The organism is Oikeobacillus pervagus (assembly GCF_030813365.1).
GTDB lineage: Bacteria > Bacillota > Bacilli > Bacillales > DSM-23947 > Oikeobacillus > Oikeobacillus pervagus.
The window spans coordinates 1-24,109 of sequence record NZ_JAUSUC010000005.1; the positions used below are offsets into that span (position 1 = coordinate 1).

23 protein-coding genes, 2 pseudogenes and 1 riboswitch are annotated in these 24,109 nt (G+C 38.1%); of the genes and pseudogenes, 5 read left to right on the forward strand and 20 right to left on the reverse strand.

Features of this window, described 5'->3' with window-relative positions; genetic code table 11:
• Window positions 1-188 precede the first annotated feature (188 nt).
• From J2S13_RS02940 to J2S13_RS02955, 5 genes and pseudogenes are all read left to right on the forward strand, one after another.
• Window positions 189-1,319, forward strand: a pseudogene (locus J2S13_RS02940) (spore germination protein).
• Between the two features lie 7 nt (window positions 1,320-1,326).
• Window positions 1,327-1,647 (forward strand): spore germination protein, encoded by a 321-nt coding sequence (locus J2S13_RS02945; RefSeq protein WP_307256201.1) that lies wholly within the window; start codon window positions 1,327-1,329, stop codon window positions 1,645-1,647.
• A 3-nt stretch (window positions 1,648-1,650) separates the two neighbouring features.
• A pseudogene (locus tag J2S13_RS02950) lies at window positions 1,651-2,748 on the forward strand (GerAB/ArcD/ProY family transporter).
• Between the two features lie 68 nt (window positions 2,749-2,816).
• Complete coding sequence (locus J2S13_RS16980; protein WP_442417881.1) at window positions 2,817-3,260, forward strand: Ger(x)C family spore germination protein; 444 nt, start codon at window positions 2,817-2,819, stop codon at window positions 3,258-3,260.
• 9 nt (window positions 3,261-3,269) lie between these two features.
• Window positions 3,270-4,052, forward strand: coding sequence for a Ger(x)C family spore germination C-terminal domain-containing protein (locus J2S13_RS02955; protein WP_307256202.1), 783 nt, complete (start codon window positions 3,270-3,272; stop codon window positions 4,050-4,052).
• Window positions 4,053-4,285: 233 nt separating this feature from the next.
• On the opposite strand, the gene J2S13_RS02960 is transcribed toward J2S13_RS02955, so the two are convergent.
• From J2S13_RS02960 to J2S13_RS03055, 20 genes are all read right to left on the reverse strand, one after another.
• Window positions 4,286-5,593, reverse strand: a complete 1,308-nt coding sequence (locus tag J2S13_RS02960) for an O-acetylhomoserine aminocarboxypropyltransferase/cysteine synthase family protein (RefSeq protein WP_307256203.1) — start codon at window positions 5,591-5,593, stop codon at window positions 4,286-4,288.
• Between the two features lie 124 nt (window positions 5,594-5,717).
• Window positions 5,718-5,833, reverse strand: a riboswitch (SAM riboswitch).
• Window positions 5,834-5,966: 133 nt separating this feature from the next.
• Window positions 5,967-7,199 carry a competence/damage-inducible protein A gene (locus J2S13_RS02965; RefSeq protein WP_307256205.1) on the reverse strand — a complete coding sequence of 411 codons (1,233 nt, stop codon included), beginning with the start codon at window positions 7,197-7,199 and terminating at the stop codon, window positions 5,967-5,969.
• 152 nt (window positions 7,200-7,351) lie between these two features.
• Window positions 7,352-7,930 carry a CDP-diacylglycerol--glycerol-3-phosphate 3-phosphatidyltransferase gene (pgsA, locus tag J2S13_RS02970; RefSeq protein WP_307256207.1) on the reverse strand — a complete coding sequence of 193 codons (579 nt, stop codon included), beginning with the start codon at window positions 7,928-7,930 and terminating at the stop codon, window positions 7,352-7,354.
• 132 nt (window positions 7,931-8,062) lie between these two features.
• Window positions 8,063-8,980, reverse strand: a complete 918-nt coding sequence (locus J2S13_RS02975; protein WP_307256208.1) for a helix-turn-helix domain-containing protein — start codon at window positions 8,978-8,980, stop codon at window positions 8,063-8,065.
• Window positions 8,981-8,989: 9 nt separating this feature from the next.
• Entirely contained in the window at window positions 8,990-9,778 is a 789-nt protein-coding gene (locus tag J2S13_RS02980; RefSeq protein ID WP_307256209.1) for a DUF3388 domain-containing protein, read from the reverse strand.
• 118 nt (window positions 9,779-9,896) lie between these two features.
• The gene (locus tag J2S13_RS02985) at window positions 9,897-10,154 is read right to left on the reverse strand and encodes a DUF3243 domain-containing protein (RefSeq protein ID WP_307256210.1); all 258 of its coding nucleotides are present in this window, start codon (window positions 10,152-10,154) and stop codon (window positions 9,897-9,899) included.
• Between the two features lie 90 nt (window positions 10,155-10,244).
• Window positions 10,245-10,967: an elongation factor P 5-aminopentanone reductase gene (ymfI, locus tag J2S13_RS02990; RefSeq protein WP_307256211.1), complete on the reverse strand. Its 723-nt coding sequence runs from the start codon at window positions 10,965-10,967 to the stop codon at window positions 10,245-10,247.
• 119 nt (window positions 10,968-11,086) lie between these two features.
• Complete coding sequence (gene yfmH, locus J2S13_RS02995) at window positions 11,087-12,376, reverse strand: EF-P 5-aminopentanol modification-associated protein YfmH (RefSeq protein WP_307256212.1); 1,290 nt, start codon at window positions 12,374-12,376, stop codon at window positions 11,087-11,089.
• 2 nt (window positions 12,377-12,378) lie between these two features.
• Complete coding sequence (yfmF, locus tag J2S13_RS03000) at window positions 12,379-13,653, reverse strand: EF-P 5-aminopentanol modification-associated protein YfmF (RefSeq protein WP_307256213.1); 1,275 nt, start codon at window positions 13,651-13,653, stop codon at window positions 12,379-12,381.
• 279 nt (window positions 13,654-13,932) lie between these two features.
• On the reverse strand, window positions 13,933-14,505 hold the full coding sequence (locus tag J2S13_RS03005; RefSeq protein ID WP_307256214.1) for a nitroreductase family protein: 573 nt from the start codon (window positions 14,503-14,505) through the stop codon (window positions 13,933-13,935).
• 19 nt (window positions 14,506-14,524) lie between these two features.
• Window positions 14,525-15,301, reverse strand: a complete 777-nt coding sequence (gene cobA, locus J2S13_RS03010) for a uroporphyrinogen-III C-methyltransferase (protein WP_307256215.1) — start codon at window positions 15,299-15,301, stop codon at window positions 14,525-14,527.
• Between the two features lie 47 nt (window positions 15,302-15,348).
• Complete coding sequence (locus tag J2S13_RS03015) at window positions 15,349-16,734, reverse strand: cobyrinic acid a,c-diamide synthase CobB (protein WP_307256216.1); 1,386 nt, start codon at window positions 16,732-16,734, stop codon at window positions 15,349-15,351.
• A gap of 28 nt (window positions 16,735-16,762) precedes the next feature.
• Complete coding sequence (locus tag J2S13_RS03020; protein ID WP_307256217.1) at window positions 16,763-17,893, reverse strand: cobalt-precorrin 5A hydrolase; 1,131 nt, start codon at window positions 17,891-17,893, stop codon at window positions 16,763-16,765.
• Window positions 17,890-18,669 carry a precorrin-4 C(11)-methyltransferase gene (cobM, locus tag J2S13_RS03025; protein ID WP_307256218.1) on the reverse strand — a complete coding sequence of 260 codons (780 nt, stop codon included), beginning with the start codon at window positions 18,667-18,669 and terminating at the stop codon, window positions 17,890-17,892. Before cobM ends, J2S13_RS03020 begins: the two co-directional genes overlap by 4 nt.
• The gene (gene cobI / locus J2S13_RS03030; RefSeq protein ID WP_307256220.1) at window positions 18,666-19,367 is read right to left on the reverse strand and encodes a precorrin-2 C(20)-methyltransferase; all 702 of its coding nucleotides are present in this window, start codon (window positions 19,365-19,367) and stop codon (window positions 18,666-18,668) included. Before cobI ends, cobM begins: the two co-directional genes overlap by 4 nt.
• Window positions 19,367-20,578 carry a precorrin-6y C5,15-methyltransferase (decarboxylating) subunit CbiE gene (gene cbiE, locus J2S13_RS03035; protein WP_307256221.1) on the reverse strand — a complete coding sequence of 404 codons (1,212 nt, stop codon included), beginning with the start codon at window positions 20,576-20,578 and terminating at the stop codon, window positions 19,367-19,369. Before cbiE ends, cobI begins: the two co-directional genes overlap by 1 nt.
• Entirely contained in the window at window positions 20,571-21,674 is a 1,104-nt protein-coding gene (locus J2S13_RS03040; protein WP_307256222.1) for a cobalt-precorrin-5B (C(1))-methyltransferase, read from the reverse strand. The genes cbiE and J2S13_RS03040 overlap by 8 nt, the downstream gene beginning before the upstream one ends.
• A 5-nt stretch (window positions 21,675-21,679) precedes the next feature.
• Window positions 21,680-22,327 (reverse strand): precorrin-8X methylmutase, encoded by a 648-nt coding sequence (locus tag J2S13_RS03045; protein ID WP_307256223.1) that lies wholly within the window; start codon window positions 22,325-22,327, stop codon window positions 21,680-21,682.
• A gap of 89 nt (window positions 22,328-22,416) precedes the next feature.
• Window positions 22,417-23,184 (reverse strand): precorrin-6A reductase, encoded by a 768-nt coding sequence (gene cobK / locus J2S13_RS03050; RefSeq protein ID WP_307256224.1) that lies wholly within the window; start codon window positions 23,182-23,184, stop codon window positions 22,417-22,419.
• Window positions 23,181-24,068, reverse strand: coding sequence for a sirohydrochlorin chelatase (locus J2S13_RS03055; RefSeq protein ID WP_307256225.1), 888 nt, complete (start codon window positions 24,066-24,068; stop codon window positions 23,181-23,183). The genes cobK and J2S13_RS03055 overlap by 4 nt, the downstream gene beginning before the upstream one ends.
• Window positions 24,069-24,109 lie beyond the last annotated feature (41 nt).

Genomic DNA, 24,109 nt, shown 5'->3' on the forward strand with positions numbered 1-24,109 from the left:
TCCAACTACATATAGTCATTGAAAAAAGATAGAAATTTTCCCCTGTAATCCCCGCAAGGGGGATTCGGGAAAAGCGGACTCTCATCTCTCCTCTATAGAGGTAGAGGATTCCCGTCCGCAATCCTAAATGGATAAAGATAATGGAATAGGGAACATTATTTTCAAAAGAAAATAAATAAGTGATCCCAATGCTGTTAAAAAAATCCCGTCAACCGAATGACACTTTTATTCAAAGTATCAGCGAATTATTAGGTCATCCAGATGATCTTGTTGTAAAAAACCTCCTTCAGAATTCTGTCACTATTATCTATACAAATGGGTTGATCGATCATGGACAACTTAAAAGAACAGTTAAAATAATAGAAGAATGGTCCACTCCCAACCTAACGAAAACACAATACTCGAAAGTACTCTCGATGGAGTTAGAAAAAATCTCCACAGTGCAAATAGAAGAAAAACCAGAGTCAATGGTTAACGATTTATTATCCGGTTCTATCATGGTCATCATCGAAGGAGTTTCTAAAGTACTCTCGTTAAATATCGCTTCAAGTGAAAAAAGAACGTTACAAGAACCAGCAACAGAATCCCTCATTAGAGGTCCAAGAATTGGTTTTATTGAAAACATTGATACAAATATTACGTAAATTCGAAACCAACTGAAAGATCCTAATCTGCGTTTTAAAACGTTTACCATTGGAGAACGTTCCCCCAAAAAGGTGGTTGTAGCCTATATTGAGAAAATTACCAACCTCGAGATTGTAAGTGAAGTAGAAAACCATCTATCCAAAATCAAGATTGATACTCCCTTAGAGTCTGGGATTATTGAGCAATGGATCGAAGACAATGCTTTGTCTCCCTTCCCACAGTTTGTGAATACGGAAAGACCAGATAGAGTAATATCTGGATTATTAAAAGGGAAACTCTCAATTATGACGGAAGGCACCCCTTTTGTCCTTATCGCGCCTATTACGATTGCTGATACGATTGATACTCCAGATGATTATTATGAGCGTTGGTTTATCGGGGCATTAGTACGGATATTACGGTTTCTCGCGATGATTATTTCAATCTTTTTACCCGCTTTCTATGTTGCACTTGTGTCCTTTCATCAAGGATTAATCCCCTCAAAACTCGCATTTTCCATTGCTGCATCGAGGGAAGGAGTTCCTTTTCCAGCATTTGTGGAAGCCAGTATGATGGCAATTACAATGGAAATGTTACGAGAAGCAGGTTTAAGGCTCCCAAGCCAATTGGTCAAACAATCGGAATCGTTGGGGGTTAGTCATAGGAGAGTCAGCTGTACGGGCTGGGTTTGTTAGTACGATTATGGTGATTGTCATCGCGATCACGGCCATCGCTTCATTTTCCTTACCGTTCTACAGTCTTGCGATGACCTACCGAATTTTATTATTCGGTTTTATCATTGTTGCTAGTCTACTTGGTTTATACGGAATCGTTCTTGGATTTATCATGCTTTCCATTCACTTAATTAATTTAACAAGTTTAGGAGTTCCATACGGAAGCCCTTTCGCTCCTTTAAATGTATATGATATTGGAAACTTCTTCTTCCGTGGACCAATAAAAACAAAGTATAGACGGCCTGGATATTTACAAACGATCGATGATTATCACACCGGAGAAAGGTAGATTATGAAAAAAGTTCACCATAAAAGCCAAATTTCTGACGGAGAATTTATGATATCTGTTGCTTCCATTGTCATCGGGGTAGGGGTATTTCAAATGCCAAGATTGATTGCAGAGAATACAATTGCAATTGACGGCGTGTTTGTGATTATTCTCTATGGTATTATCGTTCTGGTTTCAGCATGGATGATGGGAAAAATCATTCATCAGTACCCAAGGCAACCATTTTTCGAAATTTCAAGTACTCTGATTAAAAGACCATTCGCTCGGATATTAACGATTATGTTTGGGGTTCACTTTGCCTTATTAGCTGGATATGAAATTCGGATCATTTCAATCGTCACTCAGCAATATTTATTACCTGAGGCTCCTTTAGAAATCGTAGCCTTATTATTTTTATTCGTCATTCAATATGCTTTATTTAGTTCAAGCATTACCATTATTCGATTAAATGCCTTATTTTTTCCAATTGTCATGATTATTACTATTTTATAGGCGAGCTTAAATTTTCCAACTACAAAGTGGGGAAACTATTTACCAGTATTCTCAACGGACTTTAAAGGACTTTGGTATGCGATTACGGAGGGGTTTTCTTCTTATATAGGTTTTTCTTCTATATTGTTTTATGGCTTTTTGGTCGGTAATTCTAAAAAAGTTCCACAATCAGCGATTTTAGGCGTAATCATCTCTACTTTAGTCTATGTGATGATTTTTCTATCCTGCTTAGGGATCTTTTCCACGTATGGATTACAAGACATTCAATATCCTACGATCGAGCTTGGTAAAGAAGTGGCGATACCTGGGGGTTTTTTTGAAAGATTTGAATCTATTTTTTTCACCATTTGGATTATGACGGTGTTTAATACAACGTCCATGTCATTTGGTGTGTCTGTCCTAGCTTTTAGCTCCATAATCAAAAAGCTAAATCGTCAAAAATGGATTTTAATTCTTTCTCCTTTTATCCACTTAGTCGCCCTGTTTCCTGAGGATTTGAATGAAGTTGATTTGTATAGCCAGTTAGTTAGCATAATTGGGGTGGTTTTCACTATTATCGTTACACCCTTACTATTTATGATTTCTAAATTGAAAAGGAGCCGTCAATGAAACGAATCATTCTCTAACATCTGATTACAGCTCTATTACTCCTAACCGGTTGCTGGGGAAAAGTTGAAATTGAAAATCGTGGATTTGTAACTGGGGTTGCCATCGATTCGGCTAAAAACGCTCAACCTAAATCTACAGACAAAATGTTGTCCACTACTTTTCAAATGATTGTACCTAATGCCTTTTCGCCAGAAGGGGGGCAATCAGTCGCTTTCAAGAATTTCACGATCGACAAAGGGAGCATCTTTGAACAAATTCGTGAAACGTCGACAAGGAGTAGCCGATCATTATTTTTTCAACATTTAAAAATCATGCTAGTTTCTGAAGAGCTTCTAAAGACACCACATCAATTGACTAAGCTTATTGATTTGTTATTACGAGACGATGAGTCACGAAGAAATATTAAAGTGATTATTACGAAGGGAAGATCAAAAAAATATTTGGCTATGAAACCCCCAATCGAAAAAGTACCCTCATTATACATTGAAGAACTATCAAAAAATTCAAAGTGATCCCCAGAAATGTATGAGGCCCTTACTATTGGGAATTTGCAAGAGGATATATTAAGAGGAAATGATCTTGCTTTTCCCTATTTAAAAACGACGAAAACGAATGAGTACCATTTAGAGGGAACTGCTCTCGTCCACCTAGATTCTGAAAAAATTGTAGGCGTTTTAAATGGCGTTGAAACGAAAGTGCTAAGCGTATTAAACAAAAAATTCAAAAACGGCTTATTCAATGTAAAGTATCATGACGATGATATCGTACTTGAAATCAAAAGGCTAGAACGAAAGCTCAATGTAAAGTGGGAAGATGATGAGCAACCTTCTTTTAAAATCAATCTATCATATGAAGGGATTGTTGGAGAAGTCTACAGTGATCAATTTCGTTCAAGAAAAGATATCAAAAAACTTGAGAGAGTTTTTAATATGGAATTAAAAAAACAAGCAGATCGTCTTATGGCTGATTTACAACGTCAATATAAAGTGGATATGATCGGACTACAAACCCATCTACATAAATATCATTATAAAAAATGGGAAAAACTAAAAAACGATTGGACAACTGGAGAACAATTATTTTCAAAAAGTCAAGTAGATCTTGAGGTTGAGGGTGTTTTAAGATATGGTGGTGCCATTTTAAACAAAAAAATGAAAGGAGTCATTGATATGGACATTCTTCTAAAGTTCCTTGGATTCATCCCTCCCTATTTAATTATTGGGGCAACTGTACTCTCTTTCATGGTACCAATGATTTGTATAAAAGTAAACGAAAAATTTCGACAATTGTTTAACCCTACTTAATCCAAAGGGTTATATCAGGGGAAACAAAAAATCGCAAAAATTTCAAAGCAAGATAAAGTGAAACTTCATCCCCCACTGAATGTTAGTTGACCTTATCGGACCTTTTGGGGCCGTAATCCTCCACCTATCTTCTTTGTTTCCAAATCATTTTGGAGTGGCCCGTTAAGGCGGGTTAAAGTTGTTTTTCAATTAAAAAGGGACCTCCTAATTAAACTGGAGTCCCTTTTTAATTATTATGCTTCTACTTTATCAAAAGCGATCCCTGTTGCTTTTTCAATCGCCTGATTTAAATCGGCAATTAAGTCTTTTGGTGATTCAAGTCCAATGGATAAACGAATTAATTCTTCCGTTACTCCTGAAGCTTTCAACTCTTCACTACTTAATTGTTGGTGTGTAGTGGATGCTGGATGAATAATTAATGATTTTCCGTCCCCTACATTAGCAACATGTGACCATAATTGAATATTGTCGATCAATTTTTTACCCGCTTCACGGCCACCTTTAATTCCAAATACAACTATCGAGCCGAAACTATCTCTTAAATATTTTTTCCCTAATTCATGTGAAGGGTGATTTTCCAAACTAGGATGTGACACCCATTCAACAGCCGAATGATTTTGTAAGTAATCAACGAGGACTTTTGTATTTTCAGCATGTTTTTGAATGCGTAGATGTAATGTTTCTAATCCTTGAAGTAATAAAAAGGCACTGTGTGCGCTCATGGACGGACCAAAGTCACGCAATAGTTGAACACGTAATTTAATCGCAAAAGCAGGACCTTCAATTTCAGCATACTTTATGCCATGATAAGAATGATCCGGCTCAGTAAATCCTGGGAACCTTTCACTATTCCAATTAAATTTTCCACTATCTACGACGACTCCACCAATGACGGTACCATGACCACTTATCCATTTTGTTGCGGAATGTACAATAATATCTGCTCCCCATTCAATTGGGTTCGCCACATAAGGAGAAGCAAAAGTATTGTCCACAATGAGTGGAATCCCATTTTCATGCGCAATATTGGCAATTTTCTCTACATCAAGAACATTCAAACTTGGATTTCCAATAATTTCCCCGTAAAGAGCTTTCGTTTTTGGTGTAATCGCTTTTCGATAGTTTTCTGGATCTGTTCCATCCACAAATTTCACATTGATCCCATAGCGTGGTAAAGTTGTGGCAAATAAATTATATGTACCACCATATAGGCTAGAATCTGCCACAATTTCATCGCCTGCATGAGCAAGATTTAAAATAGAAAAAGCAATAGCTGCCATTCCTGAAGATAAAGCAACCGCCGCAGCGCCACCTTCTAATAAAGCAACTCTTTTTTCAAATACATCAACCGTAGGGTTCATTATTCTTGAATAAATATTCCCCGGTTTTTCTAGACCAAATAATGCTTTAGCATGGTCTGTATCTTCGAATACGTAAGATGTTGTTTCATAAATTGGAACAGCACGAGATCCCGTTGTCGGATCAGGGATTTGCCCTCCATGTAATAAAATCGTTTCTAAATCCCAATTTTCTTTTGTCATTTTAAATTCCTCCCTTTCTTTTTAACTATCTTATAAGAATCCCTAAATACGATGATAATAAGAGGATTTTAATAAAATTAAAACCCTCTTCACTGAAAGAAGAGGGCGTGTATACACGATTCCTCTCTTATCTTTCAGATCCTTTCTGACCTGTAGGACTTAGCACCTTTTCAAGTAATTTGCCACCTGATGGTTGCCGGGCTTCTTCGGGCCTATTCCCTCCGCCACTCTAGATAAGAGTCAAAATATTCTTTTAGTTTTTACCCTTGAGGAAAGTATAGAATATTCCTTCTACTTTCGTCAATCCCTTTTTCGAAAAAATACATAAAATCGATCGGAATTAACGCACTTCATCCTTTTCTTCATTGATTTTTTATAATAATTGAAGGACATAATGACATCCGTATTTAACCGTGCGTTTCCGAATCCCATTTCTACTACCAACAAGTTGCAATAGAAAAGCTTTTGTTTCTGATCCCTTTTCAGCTAGCCCAATCCAGACCGTCCCTGGTTTCTTCCCTTCTAACGAATCGGGCCCTGCAACACCTGTGAAACTAATCCCATAATCGGTTCCAAATTGGGTCATTACGTTTTCGGCTAGTTCTTTCGCACATTGCTCACTTACTGCACCGAATGTATGAAGTGTTTCATTGGCCACTCCTAGAATTTGTTCTTTTACTTTATTGGAATAGCAAACGATGCCACCTTTGAAAATTTCACTCGTACCTGAAAAAGAGGTTAATTCACTTTGAAATAATCCACCCGTTAAGCTTTCAGCACAAGCAATCGTCTTCTTTTGTTCTTTTAAAAGTTTGACCATTTCCTCCATAATGCTAGACTGATCATATCCATAAAAATAACTACCTACTCGCTCCATTATTTTTTCTTCTACTCGCTGAATCAAATCTTCTGCCTTTGCATTTGGTGAATTTTTTGCTGTAATGCGGATCGTCACTTCTCCGTCTCCAGCAAGTGGGGCAATAGTAGGGTTGTTCTGCAAAAGAATTAGATCTTCTAAATCAGTTTCAAGCTGCGACTCCCCGATTCCGAAAAAACGCAATACTTTGGATTCAATTTTTTCAACTTGACCAATTAATTGCATTAATAGTGGTTTTCCAAATGAAAGAAACATGGGTTGCATTTCCTTTGGTGGCCCTGGTAGTAACATGTAGGAATTTGTTTCTGTTTTCAAGAACATTCCTGGGGCCATGCCATTTCGATTGGGTAAAACCGTAGAATCTTCCATGACAAGTGCTTGTTTCTTATTATTCTCCGTCATTTTTAACTTCGTTTTTTCAAAAAAAATTTGAATACTCTCTAAAGCTTCTTCATCATATATCAGCTGTTTCTTTACATGGTTGGCGATCGTTTCCTTTGTTAAATCATCCTTGGTTGGTCCAAGACCACCGGTAAAAATAAGCAAGTCTGCTCGTTTTTCTGCCTCTTTGATGACCTGCAAGAGCCGATCTGCATTATCCCCTACAGCTGTATGCCGAAAAACATCAACTCCTATTTCCGCAAGATGATTCGAAAGAAATTGCGCATTTGAATTCACAATTTGGCCAAGCAAAAGTTCTGTTCCAACAGCTATTATTTCTGCATTCATACTACTCCTCCTTGACATAAAGGGGATGTCCCAAAATGCTTAGATAACTTGAGCATTTACGGAACACCCCCATAGATTAACGGGCTGTATGCCCCTTAAGAAACTAAAAGATAAAAATGGGGGGAAAATCCCCCATCAATCGTGAGTTTAACCTATTTTGAATGTTTAAACACATGACGATTCAAATAAAAATAATCACATCCAGACCAGATGGTGAAAAAGGTGGCCACCCATAATGCAATATCCGCAAATGGGAAGGAAAAGCTTTCAAACATAATATTATGTAGTAATAAGGCTGAAATTGCGATAATTTGCGTCCAAGTTTTGATTTTTCCTAACATATTCGCCGCCACAACTTCTCCTTCTCCCGCCAAAATAAGGCGTAAACCTGTTACTGCAAATTCACGGCTAATAATAATAATCACAATCCAAGAAGCTGCGTATTCTAGATCGACTAAAACAATGAAAGCCGCAGAAACAAGAAGTTTATCTGCTAAAGGGTCTAAGAACTTTCCTAAATTTGTGACTAAATTATATTTTCGCGCATAATGACCATCGATCCAGTCTGTTGTGGAGGCAATAATAAAGATAAGCGCCCCAACAAAATGTTGCACAGGCATCGTTGTACCAAGTAACGTTATATCGCCCCATTCAAATTGAACAAGCATAATAATTAAAAAAATAGGAATTAAAAAAATCCGAGAAATCGTAATCTTATTAGGTAAATTCACAGCAGTACCTCCAAATTTCAACATTTCCATTATGGAAAACGCGTTTGTAATTAAGTGCAAGGTGGAAAGTCAAATCATTAGACACTCAAAATATCGGCTACTCGATTTGACTTCTCCTCCCTTTTAATTACATTATTCTTCTTTCTTTTCAAATTGAATTTCAATATCCTGGCGTACAAGATCTGTTGCTGACTGCTCATATTTAAGCGTTTGCCCGTTCACTTTAATCTCTGTGTCTGGCGCAAAACCGACAACAATCTTAGCAGCAGTTTGACCTGTTAAATCATGTTCTTGCGATTCACCATTGCGCAGCATATTCGAAAAGTATTTTTTCCCCGTCCCATCTGAGATTTCAACCCATGTCTCGCCTTTAGATGTTACAGTGAGTTTGAATTCATCTGTATTTTCTAATTTGTAAATGGTTTTTCGGCCATTTGTACTAACCACTTGAATGGCTTGGTCTTTATTCGATTTTTTCTTCACTTTTTTCTTTTCATCTTTTGCTTCTTTCTTCGTTTCTTTCCCTTTTACTTCTTGCTTATTATCAGCTTTTGAATCTTCCTTAGATTCTTCTTTAATATTTTGCGATTGATTTGATTCTTCTACTTGTACAGTTTCTTCTTGTTTTCCGTCATCACTAGGGTTGCCACCTTTAAGTACCCATACAAGGAAAATGGCTCCAATGATAAAAGCGGCGACTAATATTTGGGGCAAATAATCAAAAAACTTTGTAGACTTTGTCGGAACTGCTTTCGTTGATGTTGTTTTCACATTTGTGATGCGCTGTGGTACTTCATCTTCCTTTGCAGTTGGAATGTCATCCTTGTACTCATCAAACAACTCTTCTGGGTCTAGTCCAACCGCCTCCGCATATTGTTTTATGAAAGCACGTACATAAAACTGCCCAGGCATAATATCGTAATTACCTTCTTCAATACCGATCAAATATCTTTTTTGGATCTTTGTCATTTCTTGAATTTGCTCAAGAGATAATCCTTTTGCTTTCCTAGCTTCTTTTAAACGATTTCCCAATTCCGTCAAGTTAAACACCTACCAATACTAAAAGTCGAATCCATCGAGGTCAGATTCTGGAAAGAACTGATTTTGCACGAGTTCATATGTAATTTCTTCCTCTGGATGATGGCGTAGTTCAATAATATAATCAAAATCGTCTATCGAATATTCACTGTTTTGAACAAAAATATCTGGATGTTCGATTACTTTTGCTGCCGGTAATCTCATAATTTCACGCACAAGTTGCCAATGACGTTCGCTCGCCCTATTGGTAGAAACAACACCATCAATGATAAAAATATTGTCAGATCGATACTCCTCTCGAATTAACTGATCCCGAACGGTTTGTTTTAACAAGGTGGAGGAAACGAATAGCCACCTTTTATTCGCTGAAACACTTGCCGCAACAATAGATTCTGTCTTTCCAACCCTAGGCATCCCTCTAATTCCTATTAATTTATGCCCTTCTTTTTTAAACATTTCGGACATAAAATCTACTAACAATCCGATTTCATCTCTTGTAAAATGAAAAGTCTTCTTGTCATCAGCATCTCTTTGTATGTATCTTCCATGGCGCACAGCAAGCCTATCTCGTAGTTTTGGTTCCCTTAGTTTGATTATTTTAATTGTGTCCATTGTTCGTAAAATTGATTCGAGTCGAACAATTTGATATTCATTTTGCGCTAATAAAAGCATTCCACGTCGACCTTCATCGACCCCATTAATTGTAATGATATTAATAGAAAGCATCCCTAATAACGATGAAATATCACCTAGTATTCCGGGACGGTTTGTTTTAATTTCATATTCGAAATACCATTCTTTCTTTTCCATAATATCCTCCGTATGACACGTTCACGCATCCTTGGAAAAATGATCAACTCTTTCATCTATATATAATATCTGATTTTAGCCAATTTTAAAAGGAAAAAGAGAGGGAGAACCCTCTCTTTTAGCGAGAACCGTTATTTTGAACTAATTTCACCATTGTGCTGGCAATCGCTTGTTGCTCTTCTGGAGAAGCAACAGACCAAAGATCAGATAAAACCCTTTCTTGCTCATTTTTTGGATCTACTTGTTTTGCTAAGTAATCCCCAACTTGGTAAGCAAGATCATTAATGACTTGTTTGTCCATTCCTTGGCCTTGCGCTTGATTTAAGCGGTCCCCTAAAAAGCTTTTCCATTGGTCCCAATTATGAAGTACAGACATTCTATCATGACCTCCTTTAGTGAGATACAATAATAGTTTGCAACGGTTCCTGTAAAATATGCATCATATTCAATCGGGAAAAATATTTTTTTATGTATACCAACCGCCATTCACACTCAATATTTGACCCGTAATATAACTGGATTTCTCAGATAGTAAAAACGAAACTACATTGGCAATTTCATATGGTTTTGCTAGTCTGCCAATGGGAATTTCCTCCGTCAAAAGTTCTAATTCATCCTGAGAAAATCGACTCATCATATGCGTTTCAACTGCTCCTGGTGCCACTGCATTGATGCGAATACCGCTGCGTGCTGTTTCTTTCGCTAATGATTTTACAAATGAAAGTTGGGCTCCTTTCACTGTCGAGTACATCACCTCACAAGCGGCACCTGTTTGTCCCCAGATCGAGCTAATAAATACGATATTCCCATGACCTAGCCGGTAAAACTTCGGTAAAAGCTTTTGAACAATCTTAATGGGGTTTTTTACATGTACTTCCCAAAGTTGATCTAATTCCATTTCGGAAAGATCTTGAAAAAGTCCATATACCGCTTGCCCACTTGAAAAAACGATCGCATCAATCGAAAAAATATTGGATACAAGCTTTTGTACTCCTTCATCGCTCGATAAATCAGCCTGAATCGGAATGATTTCCAATGAAAATGGCTGTAAAGATCTCATTAAAACTTCGATTTCATTTCGATTTTGATGATAATGTAAATAAATATTCCAGCCATCCTTTGCTAGTGATAATGCGATCTCTTTTCCAATCCCCCCACTAGCACCTGTAATTAAAGCAAACTTCTTCATCTTCCTCTCCCCTATAAAAAGAATGAACATTGTCCTATATTCATACAACGGACAAAAGCAAAGTACCCGGCAATATTAAGGACCGGGCACCTTCATGGCAATATTCATTAAAACCTCTATCAACGATTCGGAATAATTTGTCCAACCGTCATTCGATCTTCATCGATAAAATCATGAGCCATTTTTTGAACCGCTTCAAAGGTAATTTCCTCTAAAGTTGGGACAACATCAAATAAATCCATTTCATTAAAGGCATATCTTGTAAATTGATTGGCTATATACTCTGGTGAATTAATGGCTCTTAGAAATCCACCAATTTTCTTTTTCTTCGTTCTCTCTAATGATTCACTTGTTAAATGTTGACCTGATTTAGCTTCCAGTAATATTTTTTGAATACGATCTGCAAGCTCATCAGGATGTTCTGTATCCCCGCCAACGATTGCGAAACCGAATCCTTGCTCCCCAGTATAATCATAATAAAATGTATCATCAATGATCCCTTCATTGTAAAGTTGCAAATAGTGATCATTGCTTCTTCCAAACAACATGTCTAGCATGACATTGATCGTTAATTCCTGCTTTAACAATTCTTTTCCCTTTAAATCGGTTTGCATTGCCTTTATTCCAACCTGGCACTTCGATGTTTGCACATTCATTTTTAAAATTTGTTTCTTCTCTTTTACATTAACTGGCTCTTCTTCAAAGCGGCGCTTTATTTCTGGCTGTTCTTTAAAGTCTTTTTCTTCCTGATTTTTCCGAATAAATTGCATCATTTCGGTAGGATCAACTGACCCCACAACGAATAATAACATATTACTTGGATGATAAAATGTGTGATAACATTCATACAAATGATCTTTCGTAATTTGATCAATGGATTCAACTGTTCCCGCAATATCTATATGAACAGGATGATGGTGATACATGTTTTGGATTAGACCGAAATAGGCGCGCCAGTCCGCATTGTCCTCATACATCCGAATTTCTTGCCCGATAATACCTTTTTCCTTTTCAACCGTTTTTTCTGTAAAATAGGGCTCTTGAACAAAATTGATCAATGTTTCTAAATTTTTCATCACATTTGATGTACTTGAGAATAAATAAGCTGTTCTTGTGAATGAAGTAAAGGCATTGGCAGATGCACCTTGTTGGCTGAACTGTTGAAAAACATCTCCGTCTTCTTTTTCAAATAATTTATGTTCTAAAAAATGAGCAATTCCATCAGGAACACGAACGAATTCATTTTTATTTAAAGGAATGAATTGATTGTCAACCGAGCCGTATTTCGTCGTAAATGTTGCGTATGTCTTATTAAATCCTTTTTTCGGTAATATATATACATCTAACCCATTCGTCATTTTTTCGTAGTAAAGCTCTTCTTGTAGCTGGTCAAATACAATTTTTTCCATTTTTATGCTCCCTCCATTCCTGTTAAGAAATAAATGGTGTCCAGTTGTACCTTTTGGGCGATATCCAAAATTTCTTGCTTGGTTGTTTGTTTTACTCGGTCAAGCCAATCATCAATGGAAATCGTTTGTTTAGCTATAACATTATGATATAGCACCTCGACTAGTCCACGTGATGTATCAATCGTTTCTAGTAATTGATTACATATTACGGCTTTTGTTTGTTCGATTTCCTTATCAGTGAAATCTCCTTTTTTCATGGCTTCCATTTGTTCTTTGATAATTGTCAAGGCTTGCTCATAATTTTTGGAATCAATCCCAGACATGACTAGAAGGAGGCCTTTATGGCTTTCAAGGCGACTTGCTGCATAATAAGCTAAACTCATCTTTTCACGAACATTAAGGAATAATTTCGAATGTGAGAAGCCTCCGAAAATGCCATTAAATACTTGCAAGGCAAAATAATCTTGATCCCGATAAGTGGTCCCTGTTCGAAAGCCAATATTTAATTTCCCTTGATTGACCTCTTGCTTTTCTTTTATTTCTTTTACGGTTGATTTTACCTCATGTTTCATGGTGATTTCTTTTGGTTTTCGGTCCTGTAGTGAAAAGAGACGATCACAAATATTTTCTACTTCAGTAGGATCCACATCTCCAATGATATAGAAGTCTAGTTCGTCTTCTTTTAAAGCCTTTTCATAGTATTGATAGATACTTTTCGCTGTAAGATCATCCACTTTTTCTTTTATTCCATTCGGCTGTAAGGAAAATGGCTCTGTTTCACACATTTCCTCCACTAATCGCACCCCTGCGTAACGCATTTTATCATCAAAAACCGATTGAAGACGTTGTTTTAAATTTCGTTTTTCACTTGTGACCGTTTCCTCGTGAAATTTTCCTTGTTCTACATTTGGATTGAATAAAATTTCGTTTAGAAAGGTGATTCCCTTTTCAAGAAGTGGTTCGCTGTTCTTTAGGAATTTTTCATTCGCCACTTCAACAGAAAAGCTAATAATATGATTCTCGCCTTTTTTTCCTACATCCACGAAGAAATTTGCTCCATATAAATCATCTAAATAAGAACGTAATTTGGTCGTTGTCGGAAATTGTTTAGAGCTACTCTGTAAAAGATAAGGAAGGATTGCTCGAAAAGTAACTGTTTCTTCATCAAGAGGTGCCTTCATTTTCCAAACAAGTGTGTTCGTTTTATATTTTTCAGTCGGTACGACATGAAGTTGATAGCCTTTTTTCTTTTTTACGATTTCCTCCACTACAGCCATATATATATCCTCCTTTAATAAATCTCTTCAAACTCTAGTGCTTGTTTTACGGGTATTGACTAGCCTTTTGCTTGTCGCGGCTGGTCAAGGTACTTTCGCTTTTCTGCTTATTCCTATATTTCTATCCATTTTTTGTTGGAAACATGCTAATAAGGATATTTTTTGTTGATATAGATTAACTATACATGGACATTGTTTTAGTTAGCAAGTCAGGTGCCAGGCACCCTCCATTTTTTTACAAAATAAAAGTCTGACCGAGGATGGGTCAGACTTTTATTTTTACTGGCACCAGGTTGTTTTTTCTAGGTAATCTGTTCGCTTTTTTTCTTTCATGTTTTCTAATGCTTTTTCGTCGGGGTAACCGATAAAAAGGGAGCCAATTATTTTTTTATTTTCTGGTGAATCGATTAGTGAAAACAATCTTTCATCTCGTACTAATCCAACTCCTCTTGTCCGCCATACGAACCCTAAGCCTAGCTCTTCTGCTGCAAGCCACATGGAATGAATCGCACAGCAAACAGCATATTCATTATCTTCGGAAGCAGCTGGATCGTCTTCAATGATATCTGAAGTAACTACAATAATTAACGGGGTGTTTTTCACTACTTTCAATGAACTTTCCCGCAATTTCTCTTTATCTGGAAATCTTTCGAATAAAAAATCTTCAGCAATTTGTTGGTATTTCTTTTTGCCTTCTCCTTGAAAAATGTAAAAACTCCAAGGTTCTCGTAATCGATCATTAGGTGCCCATGTAGCTGCTTCTAATAATTGAATGATTTTCTCTTTTTCAACTGGGCGATCTTCGTAATTTCTGACCGCACGACGTTTCTCTAACATAGAAAAGATCGTCATATTGACAACTCATCCTCCATTACAAATGTAGAAAATTTTCTTGATTTAATTTTTCAAACCATTGAATTTTATTCCGCATGTTCACAACCTCCCCAACTAACACAATCGCAGGGTGGGTAATCGCATGTTCTTCTGCAATCTTTACAATCGATTCCAATGTCCCTTCCACGGTTACTTGGGAAGCGGTTGTTCCCCATTGAATCAAGGCAACAGGGGTTGTTTTACTTTTTCCGTGCTCAATCAATTTCGCACAAATATGAGGTAAATTTCCTACCCCCATATAAAAGGCAATCGTGTCGATTCCCTTTGCTAATGATTCCCAGTGAATATAATCTTGATTTTTCTCCTCACGTCCATGGGCCGTCACGATGGCAAAGGTAGAGGCATGTTCACGATGTGTAACTGGAATACCGGCATACGCAGGGGCGGCAATTCCAGCTGTAATACCAGGGACAATTTCATACTCAATCCCGGCATCCGCTAATATTTCCGCTTCCTCACCACCACGTCCAAACACACATGGGTCTCCCCCTTTAAGTCGTGTAACGGTATTGCCCCCAAGTGCTTTTTCTACTAAAAGTGAGTGAATTTGATCCTGAATGAGCGCATGTTTTCCAGGGCGTTTTCCACAATAAATCAGCTCTGCACTTGGTTTCGCATAATTCAGTAATTCCTTATTAATGAGGCGATCATATAAAATGACGTCTGCTTGTTTAATACATTCCAATCCATAAACAGTGATGAGCTTTGGATCCCCAGGTCCTGCCCCTACTAAAAACACTTTTCCCTTTTCCACATTCTTTCCTCCCAACACTGTTTTTTCAGTGTTTTTCTTCATCAAAACTAGTTTCTTCTTTTACTCCGTTGAAACCTGAGACATTCCTCATACCAATTTTGAACAAGTTCCGGGCAACTCGCGAAATGTAAATGCGTATAACCTGCCACTACTTTTTTCTCGATGACTCCCTCTTGTTTTACACCACGCATCCCTTTCGTTTCATAAGCTGCTTGAAGGTCCACTTTCGGATGAAATGTAGAATAATGGAATTCATGTCCCCTCGCTTTCAATCCGTTCGGCAATAAATAGTTTCCATCTAATCCAGACACTTCACGATACCCAAGCGCAGCCCTCTTTGTTTGCATTTCAACTCCCCCAGAAATTACGCCGACCATCGGAAAAACTTGTCCATCTGTTGTCTTTAATTGTTCTGTTAAATACATGAATCCGCCACATTCTGCAAGGGTTGGTAATCCTTGATCAATTGCGGTTTTTATTGATAATTTCACATCGGTTTTTGCAGCCAGTTCACTAGCGAATTCTTCAGGAAAACCTCCGCCAATATACAACCCATCGATATCATCTGGAAGTTTCTCCCCTTTTAATGGGGAAAAATAGTGAAGTTTAACGCCATAGTTTTCTAGCAATCTGAAATTTTCTTCATAATAAAAATTGAAGGCGGCATCTTTGGCAACAGCAATCCGTACAGGTGGCTGTTGTTTTCTTTTAAAAACGGATGAATCGTTGTCAATTGTCAGTTCAGAAGCCTCAGCAAGAGAGAGGATTTGATCGAGATCAATCGATTCTTCTATGTAAGACGCTAACTGCTCAAAAAAGTCGTCAAGTTCTCCCCTTTCAATAGATGGAATCAATCCTAGATGTCGTTCGGGAATGGATAGTTGATCATTTTTTTGTAAATAACCCACAACAGGAATTTGACACTCTTGTTCAATTGCCGCTTTTACCAGTTTATAATGCCCAACACTTCCGACTCGATTGGCAATCACGCCAACAATTCGTACCTTCTCATTCAAAGTTTGGAAACCTTTTACGATCGCCGCGACACTTCTCGCCATACTCGCACAATTGACAACAAGGAGTACGGGACTCTCCGTGACCAAACTAATCTCTGCCGTACTTCCGATATCAGAAGTTGGACTCTTTCCATCATAAAATCCCATAACCCCTTCAATAATCGAAATATCACTATTCTCACTAGCAACTTTTAATATATCTTTTACCGTCTCATGATTTAACATCCAACTATCTAAATTTCGCGATTGTCTACCCGTTACAGCTGTATGATAGGAGGGATCGATATAGTCTGGACCACATTTAAATCCTTGAACTTGTAAACCTTTCTTTTTTAACGCACACATGATGCCAATCGTTATGGTTGTTTTGCCTACCCCACTGCCGGTACCTGTAATGACAAGTCTTTTTTGTCCCATATCCTTCGTCCTCTCTACCGTCTATTAATCATTCATCAAAGGGAATCATGCCTACTGAAATTGTTACATTTCCTGATTTTTTCTTTCCTAATATAAGCTGATTGTCTCCACTATAGCGTTTAGCAGCGGGTTCACTTACACCGTATGCGCCAGTATATTTATAAACCGTGTCAGATGGGTCATCAATTGGCATTTCATTAAGCTCATCAGGTGTGTAATAAACGAACTCCCAATCGTATTTTTGTGCCACTTCAAGAAAGCCCTCTTCATCCTTTTTCAAATCGATCGTGGCGATCGCTTTCACACTTTTTATGGAGATTTGCAATTCATCTAATGTTTCGATGATTACTTGTTCAATTTCACTCGCACTTGTCCCACGATTACATCCCATCCCTAGCACAATGACTCTCGGACGGAACACGACCCCATTTTGTAAAATCGCTTCCTCGTCCTCTTTAAGTATTCGATGAGTCACGACTAATGCAGCTTTTGGCTCCTCTTGTAAAGCTTGTGAAATCGAATCATACAGATGAATATTAGCCGGTAATGGCGATGGATAAATCCACCAGTTCTTTTCTCCTGACTCCTGAATAACAGCGACTTTCTCCTCATTCACAACCGATGCACTAACTGGTGTTAATTTTTCACTTGAATCCCATGTCCAACCGAAATGACTTCCGAATAAATCAACTGGAATTGTCTTTTGCACATCAGAAGCGGTTGTAATAATTGGAGTGGCATCAATTGCCGCAGCCACTTCTCTTGTCAATTCATTCGCCCCTCCAATATGTCCGGAAAGAACACTGATGACATATTCAGCTTTGTCATCAATGACGACAACACCTGGATCTGTCTTTTTATCTTTTAATACAGGAGCGATCATACGGACGACCGCTCCTAATGAAATAATAAAGACAATTCCTTTATATGTATGAAATAGCGAGGGGATTAACAACCTCACACTTCCTTCAAAAAGATGGATATTTAGTGCCTCTTCATCCCCTTTCGCAAATTTACTCATATAATACACATCTATATTCGGAAAAACCTTCCGCAAATTTCTCGCGGTCTCTACCCCATGCTTCGTAATCGCAGCGACAACATATGAATGTTTTTTTGGTAGTGGTCGGATCTCGTCATTTTGTAGTGTAATGATCACGACTCGGACACCCCTTTACGATATCCATGAGTAAATGTTTTATCATATAGTTTTGAGCGATAATCTTTTTCATGAATAAGCGGATCTAATGCCCAACCTGCTAGAATCATCGCCTGTTTGCGGATTCCATTCACCCGCATATCCTCATCTAAATGTTCTAAAGTAGAACGAACGATTTTTTCATCTGGCCATGTCGCTTTATAAACGACCGCAACAGGAGTTTCTTTTTCCCATCCAGCATCGATTAGCTCCCGAACCACTTTCTTTGTTAATGTCGCACTTAGAAAAAAGGCAATCGTACAATGATGCTCTGCAAGTGATTTTAGTTTTTCTCTTTCTGGCACAGGTGTACGCCCTTCTGCTCTCGTTAAAATTAATGTTTGGGTTAAATCTGGAATCGTTAATTCAGCTCCCACTGCTGCGGCTGAAGCAAATACAGAACTGACACCTGGAACAATTTCCACGTCAATTCCTTCTTCCTTCAACAAAGCCATCTGCTCCATGATCGCCCCGTAAACAGCTGGATCTCCTGTATGGGCACGAACGACTTTTTTCCCTTCTCGAACGGCCTTCACCATAATGTCGACCATTTCCTCTAGATGCATGCCAGCCGTCTTTAAAACCTCGGCACCATCTTTGGCTTCTTTAAATAAATTCTCATTCACTAAGGAATCTGCAAATAGAATTAAATCGGCTGTTTGAATCAATTTTAATCCTCGAACCGTAATTAAATCTTCAGCTCCAGGTCCTGCTCCAACAATATATATTTTGTTCATTTTCTCACCACCATTAAAGTTAAGTAATTCAGATCAGCATCCACACACTCTTCAATATTCCAAATAATTTCCTCATCGGATGTTACTTTTGTGACAACAGATGCCGCATGGAGTAAATCTAATTCTTTTAAGTTTTCAATCATGGAATCGATTACTTTTGCGACCTTCAAAAAGATGACACAATCGTGGTTTTCAATTGCGTTCTTCATTTCTTCCTTATTATCTGTTGCTGGAATAATAGCCAATTGTTCATCACCATCTACTAAAGGAAGTCCAAGTCTTGCGGCTGTTCCGTTGAAGGAAGAAATTCCAGGCACTACTTGCATTGGAATTTGCGGATATTTTTCCTTCATGATGTTAAACAGATGAATAAATGTACTATATAATAATGGATCACCTTCTGTTACAAATGCGAGATCTTTTCCTTCTAAAAGTTTCCCTGCAATTGTTTCAGCTGTTTCATTCCAATATTTTTCTAAAATATCTTCATCTTTCGTCATCGGAAAAACGAGCCCTAACATTTCCTTATCCATCGTATTCACGTAGACGTCAATAATTTTCTGGGCATAGCTTTTGCTGCCTCGTCGTTTTTTCGGATAGGCAATGACATTTGATTCTTTCAACTTTCGAAATGCTTTCACTGTAATCAGTTCAGGATCCCCTGGTCCTACACCAATTCCATATAATGTTCCGACCATCAACATTCACCTTCTTTTCTTTTCGCTGTAATTAAATAAATGGGGTTTAAGGCGTCAAATCTCGTTAAATTCAAGATGGGTTTACTTCTTGAAATCTGTGCCATCGTAATATTCGTGTCAAAATTAAATTCTTTAAAACAAGTGATGGCTTCGGCTAAATTTTCAATGGTCACCGCATTGACAACGATTCTCCCATTCTCCCGTAACTTTTCACAGCAAATTTGTAAAATCGTTCTCATTCCACCAGCGGTTCCCCCAATAAAAACAGCATCTGGTGGTGGAAATTGTTCAAGACCATCTGGAGCTTTTCCATGAAGAACAGTAAAATCTGTTCTGAACTTTCTCATGTTTTGACGACAGTTCTCAAGATCCCCTTCATTTTTTTCAATTGCGAAAACTTGTCCTTCATTCGCAATTTTTGCGGCTTCAATCGCCACAGACCCGGTACATGTTCCGATATCCCAAACGATGCTATCCTTTTGTAATTGTAAGGCGCCTAGTGTCAGTGTGCGAATCTCTCTCTTTGTGATGAGGCCCTTGTCCGGTTTTCTTTGTGAAAACTCTTCATCTGGAATACCAAGCCCCCACATCTTGCCCTCTTTCACTTTCCTTAAAATCACAATATTTAATGAAGAAAAGGTCAAATCTGTTACCTCTTGTAATGAATAGAGTTTACAGCGTTCCTTTTCTCCTCCTAAATTTTCAGCGACGAACATTTCGTATTCATCTGCAAAATGAAAATCAAGTAAATAACGTGCAATTTTGGCTGGATGATTCTCTTCATCTGTTAAAATCGCAATTTTCTTTTTGCCATCTATTTTTTGTGCCAGACCCGCCATGCTTCTTCCATGTACACTCGTAAAATATGCATCTTGCCATGACTCTCCTAATCTGGCAAATGCCAATTGTACAGAACTCATATTCGGATAGATGTCAACTTCCATCTTTTTAGCAACATATCCCCCAATCCCATAGAAAAGCGGATCACCAGAGGCTAGAATCACGGTTTCCCTTTGTTCCTCTTTTAATTGATCAATTAGAGAGCGGAGTCCTCCCTTTAACACTCGCTTCTCCCCCTTATAATTAGGAAAGAAGGAGAGTTGTCTTTCACCGCCAACTAATATTTCACTTTTTTCGATCCATTCGATATACATGGGGAGTAGACTTGCTAGCCCATTATCACCAATCCCAATTACTTTTACTTTATTCACCTAAAGAACACGCCTTTCCTAAAAACTGACCTTTTAACGTATAAATACTCGTTTCTACGATCAACCCGCCCCCCATTTCTTCAAGAGCATGCTGACAGCAATATCCACATAACGTTTGGAAAAATAAAGGCAGATCGTTTTGAAGCATTAGATCCCCAACATATGAGGCGGTCGTTGCCTCATGGATTTCTTCAATTAATTCAGGAGTGGCCCCGGATTCCTTTGCTACTTCCGCTAAAAAGTCGATCCGTACAGGTGCACTTTTGGAATGCACCATCATCACTCCTTGGGCAATCTTCGAAAATTTCCCCATCATTCCAACCATCGATATTCGTTTGACCCCAAGCTTTTTACACATTTTTAATGTAAAGCCTACAAAATCGCCCATTTCGATAAAGGCCTCTTCGGGTAAGCCTTCATATTCCTTCATGGCAAACTTTTCACTTCGGCCACCCGTAGTAATCACAACATGATCACAATTCACCGCTCTAGCCACTTTTATAGCTTGCACGATACTTGCTTTGAAGGCAGCAGTAGAAAAAGGAACGACAATCCCTCTCGTTCCTAAAATTGAAATCCCACCAATGATTCCTAATCTTCCATTTAAGGTTTTTTTGGCAATCTCCTCACCTGCGGGCACAGAGATGACAACATTTACTCCTTGAGTATTCTTATTGAATTCGTTTAAAACCTCTTCTACAACTCCTAAAATCATTTTTCTTGGGACAGGGTTAATCGCGGCTTCCCCGATTGATACGGGTAATCCCGGTTTCGTCACTCTTCCCACACCGACCCCACCATCCAGCATAATATTGGCTTCATTATTAAATGAAACAGTCGACTGAATGAGGGCGCCATGGGTCGCATCGGGGTCATCACCAGCATCTTTAATAATTCCAACAGTTACAGCATCATTTTGGTAGGATATATTTTCGATTGTAAAAGTTGCGAATCTTCTTGCGGGTAAATAGATGGTCACTTCAGCTGGTTCTTCTTTCGTTAATAATGTGATCAATGCAGCCTTTGTTGCCGCTGTGGCACAGGAGCCCGTTGTGAACCCTTCCCGCATGGATTGACCTTTTTTTGTTTTTTCCATTTTAATTACCCTTTATTAGCTAATAATGAGATGGCATTTAATGCTGCAACTGTAACCGTACTACCGCCTTTACGGCCGATATTTGTAATGAAAGGAATATCTAATTTTGCTAATTCTTCTTTCGATTCTGCTGCTGAAACAAAGCCAACGGGCATTCCAATGATCAGCCCTGGTTTTGCTTCCCCTTCTTTAACAAGACGAATGAGTTCTAAAAGGGCCGTTGGGGCATTTCCAATTGCATAAATTCCACCATCTGCTTCTTTCATAGCCTTTCTCATGGAAATGATCGCTCTTGTTGTATTCAGTCTTTTCGCTTCTTCCATTACATCTTTATCTGATATGTAAACCTTCACATCACATCCAAATTTCTCGATACGAGGCTTACTAATTCCTACTTGAACCATTTGCACATCCGCTACAACCTTTTTTCCATTACGAATAGCTTCTATTCCTGCCTCAATCGCTTTTGGATGGAATACTAAACTTTTTCCTAATTCAAAGTCGGCTGATGCATGAATAACACGTTGTACGACTTTATATTGCTCAGGTGAATACGAATGCTCTCCAACTTCTTCATCAATCATTTGAAAGCTGCGTCCCTCAATTTCCTGAGGTTGAACTGTTTCTGGTTTAAAATCCGTTAAAAATTCCATTTCAATTTCTCCTTCTTTTCATTATTTTTATGAACTTGGTCTGACGGTCACAAAGTTTGCCCCTGAACACCAGTGGAAAACTTATATTCTTATTTACTTAATACTAGTGGGAGCTGTTCTAGCACCTCTTTAAAAGTAGTGCATTTATTTTCATACTCGATTTTAGGGCGAGTGATCAAAATCGTTTCAATATCTAATTCTCTAGCAGCTGCTACCTTTTCATTGACAGATCCTTCTTTTCCACTGTCTTTCGTAATGAGTAAAGTCACCCCATATTGTCGATAAAGGGCTTGGTCAAATTCTTTTGTAAATGGCCCCTGAATCGCCACGATATTTTTTTGCGGAATTCCTAATTGTTCGCATTTTTCCATATTGTCCTTTCTTGGTAACATGCGGGCAATCATGCGAGTGTTTGGACAAGAAAGTAATATTTCACTAAAAATTTGCAATGTTTTACTGCCCGTCGCTAAAAAGATGACTCCTTGTTTTTTTGCCGCTATTTCCGCCGCTTCTTCATAACTAGAAGCCTTAATGATTTTTTCATATTCTTGTTCAATCACGGGTCTTTCATAGCGAATGTACGGAATATTAGCATTTTTCGCCGCAAGAATCGCATTTTTTGATGCCTCTTCTGCAAATGGATGACTTGCATCCACTATGGCTTCGATCTTTTCACTTTCAATAAGGTCGGTCATTTCATCACTGTTCAAACGACCGACCATTGTGTCAATACCCACTTTTTCAAGTTCCACTCGAGCATTGTCTGTTACAACGGTTGCTAAAAGTTTCAAGCCTGATTCTTTTATTTGGACGGCTAAGCTTCGTGCATCACTTGTCCCTGCCAAAAATAAAATCACTTATTCGTCACCTCCTCATGATGATGATCATGATGGTGATCATCATCATGGTCATGGTCGTGATGATGGTGATGATCAATGTGGTCAACTAAACCTAGTCGATATTGACAAGTATCACAATTCATAACCACCTGACCTTGTAGCGCTTCATTCATCCGATCTAATAAAATTTGTTGTAATTTTTCATGGAAACCAAAATATCCTGCCAGTTGGAACTGGATATGAGGATAAGTAGATTGATAGTCTTCTACCATTTTTTCCAGTCTTTTAATCAAAATGCCCGTAAACAAGAAATAGGGTAAGATGGTAATTTTCTTTGCACCTAGTTTGATACACCGTTCAACAGTTTCATCGATCAGTGGAGTCGTAACCCCCATAAAAGCAGGTTCAACTAACGGATAATTCAATCTTTCCCATAACAGTCTGGAGATTTTATATAAGTCACTATTGGCATCTGGATCACTACCACCTCGACCTAATAGTATAACGGCTGCCTCCTCTTGTACTGCTTCAACAGGTTCGCCAATTTCTTGTAGGCGGGATTTGCAAATGTCTATTGTTAATTCATGTACCCCGATTGGCCTTCCGTAAGTAAAAGAAACATGAGGATATTTTTTTTTCGCTTCATCCAATTCGAATGGGATGTGAATCTTTGAATGACCCGCAGGCAATAACATAATCGGAATGACGGCTACAGATGTCGCTCCTTTAGAAACACATGCTTTTAGTCCGTCTGAAACGGTTGGCTTCTCAAATTCTAAAAAGCAAGTCTCTACTAAAATATTTTCGTCAATTTGTGGTTGGAGCTTGCGAATAAATATTCTAATTTGCTCGTTACCTTCATGATCCCGGCTTCCGTGCCCAACAAATAAAACAGCTTTCATGAAAATTCCTCCTAAACGTTTATCCCGTTCTTGCGGTCTAC

Coding starts and splice junctions, on each gene's coding strand:
- J2S13_RS02945 (WP_307256201.1), top strand. CDS start 1,327: ATGGTGATTGTCATCGCGATCACGGCCATCGCTTCATTTTCCTTACCG.
- J2S13_RS02955 (WP_307256202.1), top strand. CDS start 3,270: ATGTATGAGGCCCTTACTATTGGGAATTTGCAAGAGGATATATTAAGA.
- J2S13_RS02960 (WP_307256203.1), bottom strand. CDS start 5,593: ATGACAAAAGAAAATTGGGATTTAGAAACGATTTTATTACATGGAGGG.
- J2S13_RS02965 (WP_307256205.1), bottom strand. CDS start 7,199: ATGAATGCAGAAATAATAGCTGTTGGAACAGAACTTTTGCTTGGCCAA.
- J2S13_RS02980 (WP_307256209.1), bottom strand. CDS start 9,778: ATGGAAAAGAAAGAATGGTATTTCGAATATGAAATTAAAACAAACCGT.
- J2S13_RS02985 (WP_307256210.1), bottom strand. CDS start 10,154: ATGTCTGTACTTCATAATTGGGACCAATGGAAAAGCTTTTTAGGGGAC.
- ymfI (WP_307256211.1), bottom strand. CDS start 10,967: ATGAAGAAGTTTGCTTTAATTACAGGTGCTAGTGGGGGGATTGGAAAA.
- yfmH (WP_307256212.1), bottom strand. CDS start 12,376: ATGGAAAAAATTGTATTTGACCAGCTACAAGAAGAGCTTTACTACGAA.
- yfmF (WP_307256213.1), bottom strand. CDS start 13,653: ATGGCTGTAGTGGAGGAAATCGTAAAAAAGAAAAAAGGCTATCAACTT.
- J2S13_RS03005 (WP_307256214.1), bottom strand. CDS start 14,505: ATGACGATCTTTTCTATGTTAGAGAAACGTCGTGCGGTCAGAAATTAC.
- J2S13_RS03015 (WP_307256216.1), bottom strand. CDS start 16,734: ATGGGACAAAAAAGACTTGTCATTACAGGTACCGGCAGTGGGGTAGGC.
- cobM (WP_307256218.1), bottom strand. CDS start 18,669: ATGAACAAAATATATATTGTTGGAGCAGGACCTGGAGCTGAAGATTTA.
- cobI (WP_307256220.1), bottom strand. CDS start 19,367: ATGGTCGGAACATTATATGGAATTGGTGTAGGACCAGGGGATCCTGAA.
- J2S13_RS03040 (WP_307256222.1), bottom strand. CDS start 21,674: ATGGAAAAAACAAAAAAAGGTCAATCCATGCGGGAAGGGTTCACAACG.
- J2S13_RS03045 (WP_307256223.1), bottom strand. CDS start 22,327: ATGGAATTTTTAACGGATTTTAAACCAGAAACAGTTCAACCTCAGGAA.
- J2S13_RS03055 (WP_307256225.1), bottom strand. CDS start 24,068: ATGAAAGCTGTTTTATTTGTTGGGCACGGAAGCCGGGATCATGAAGGT.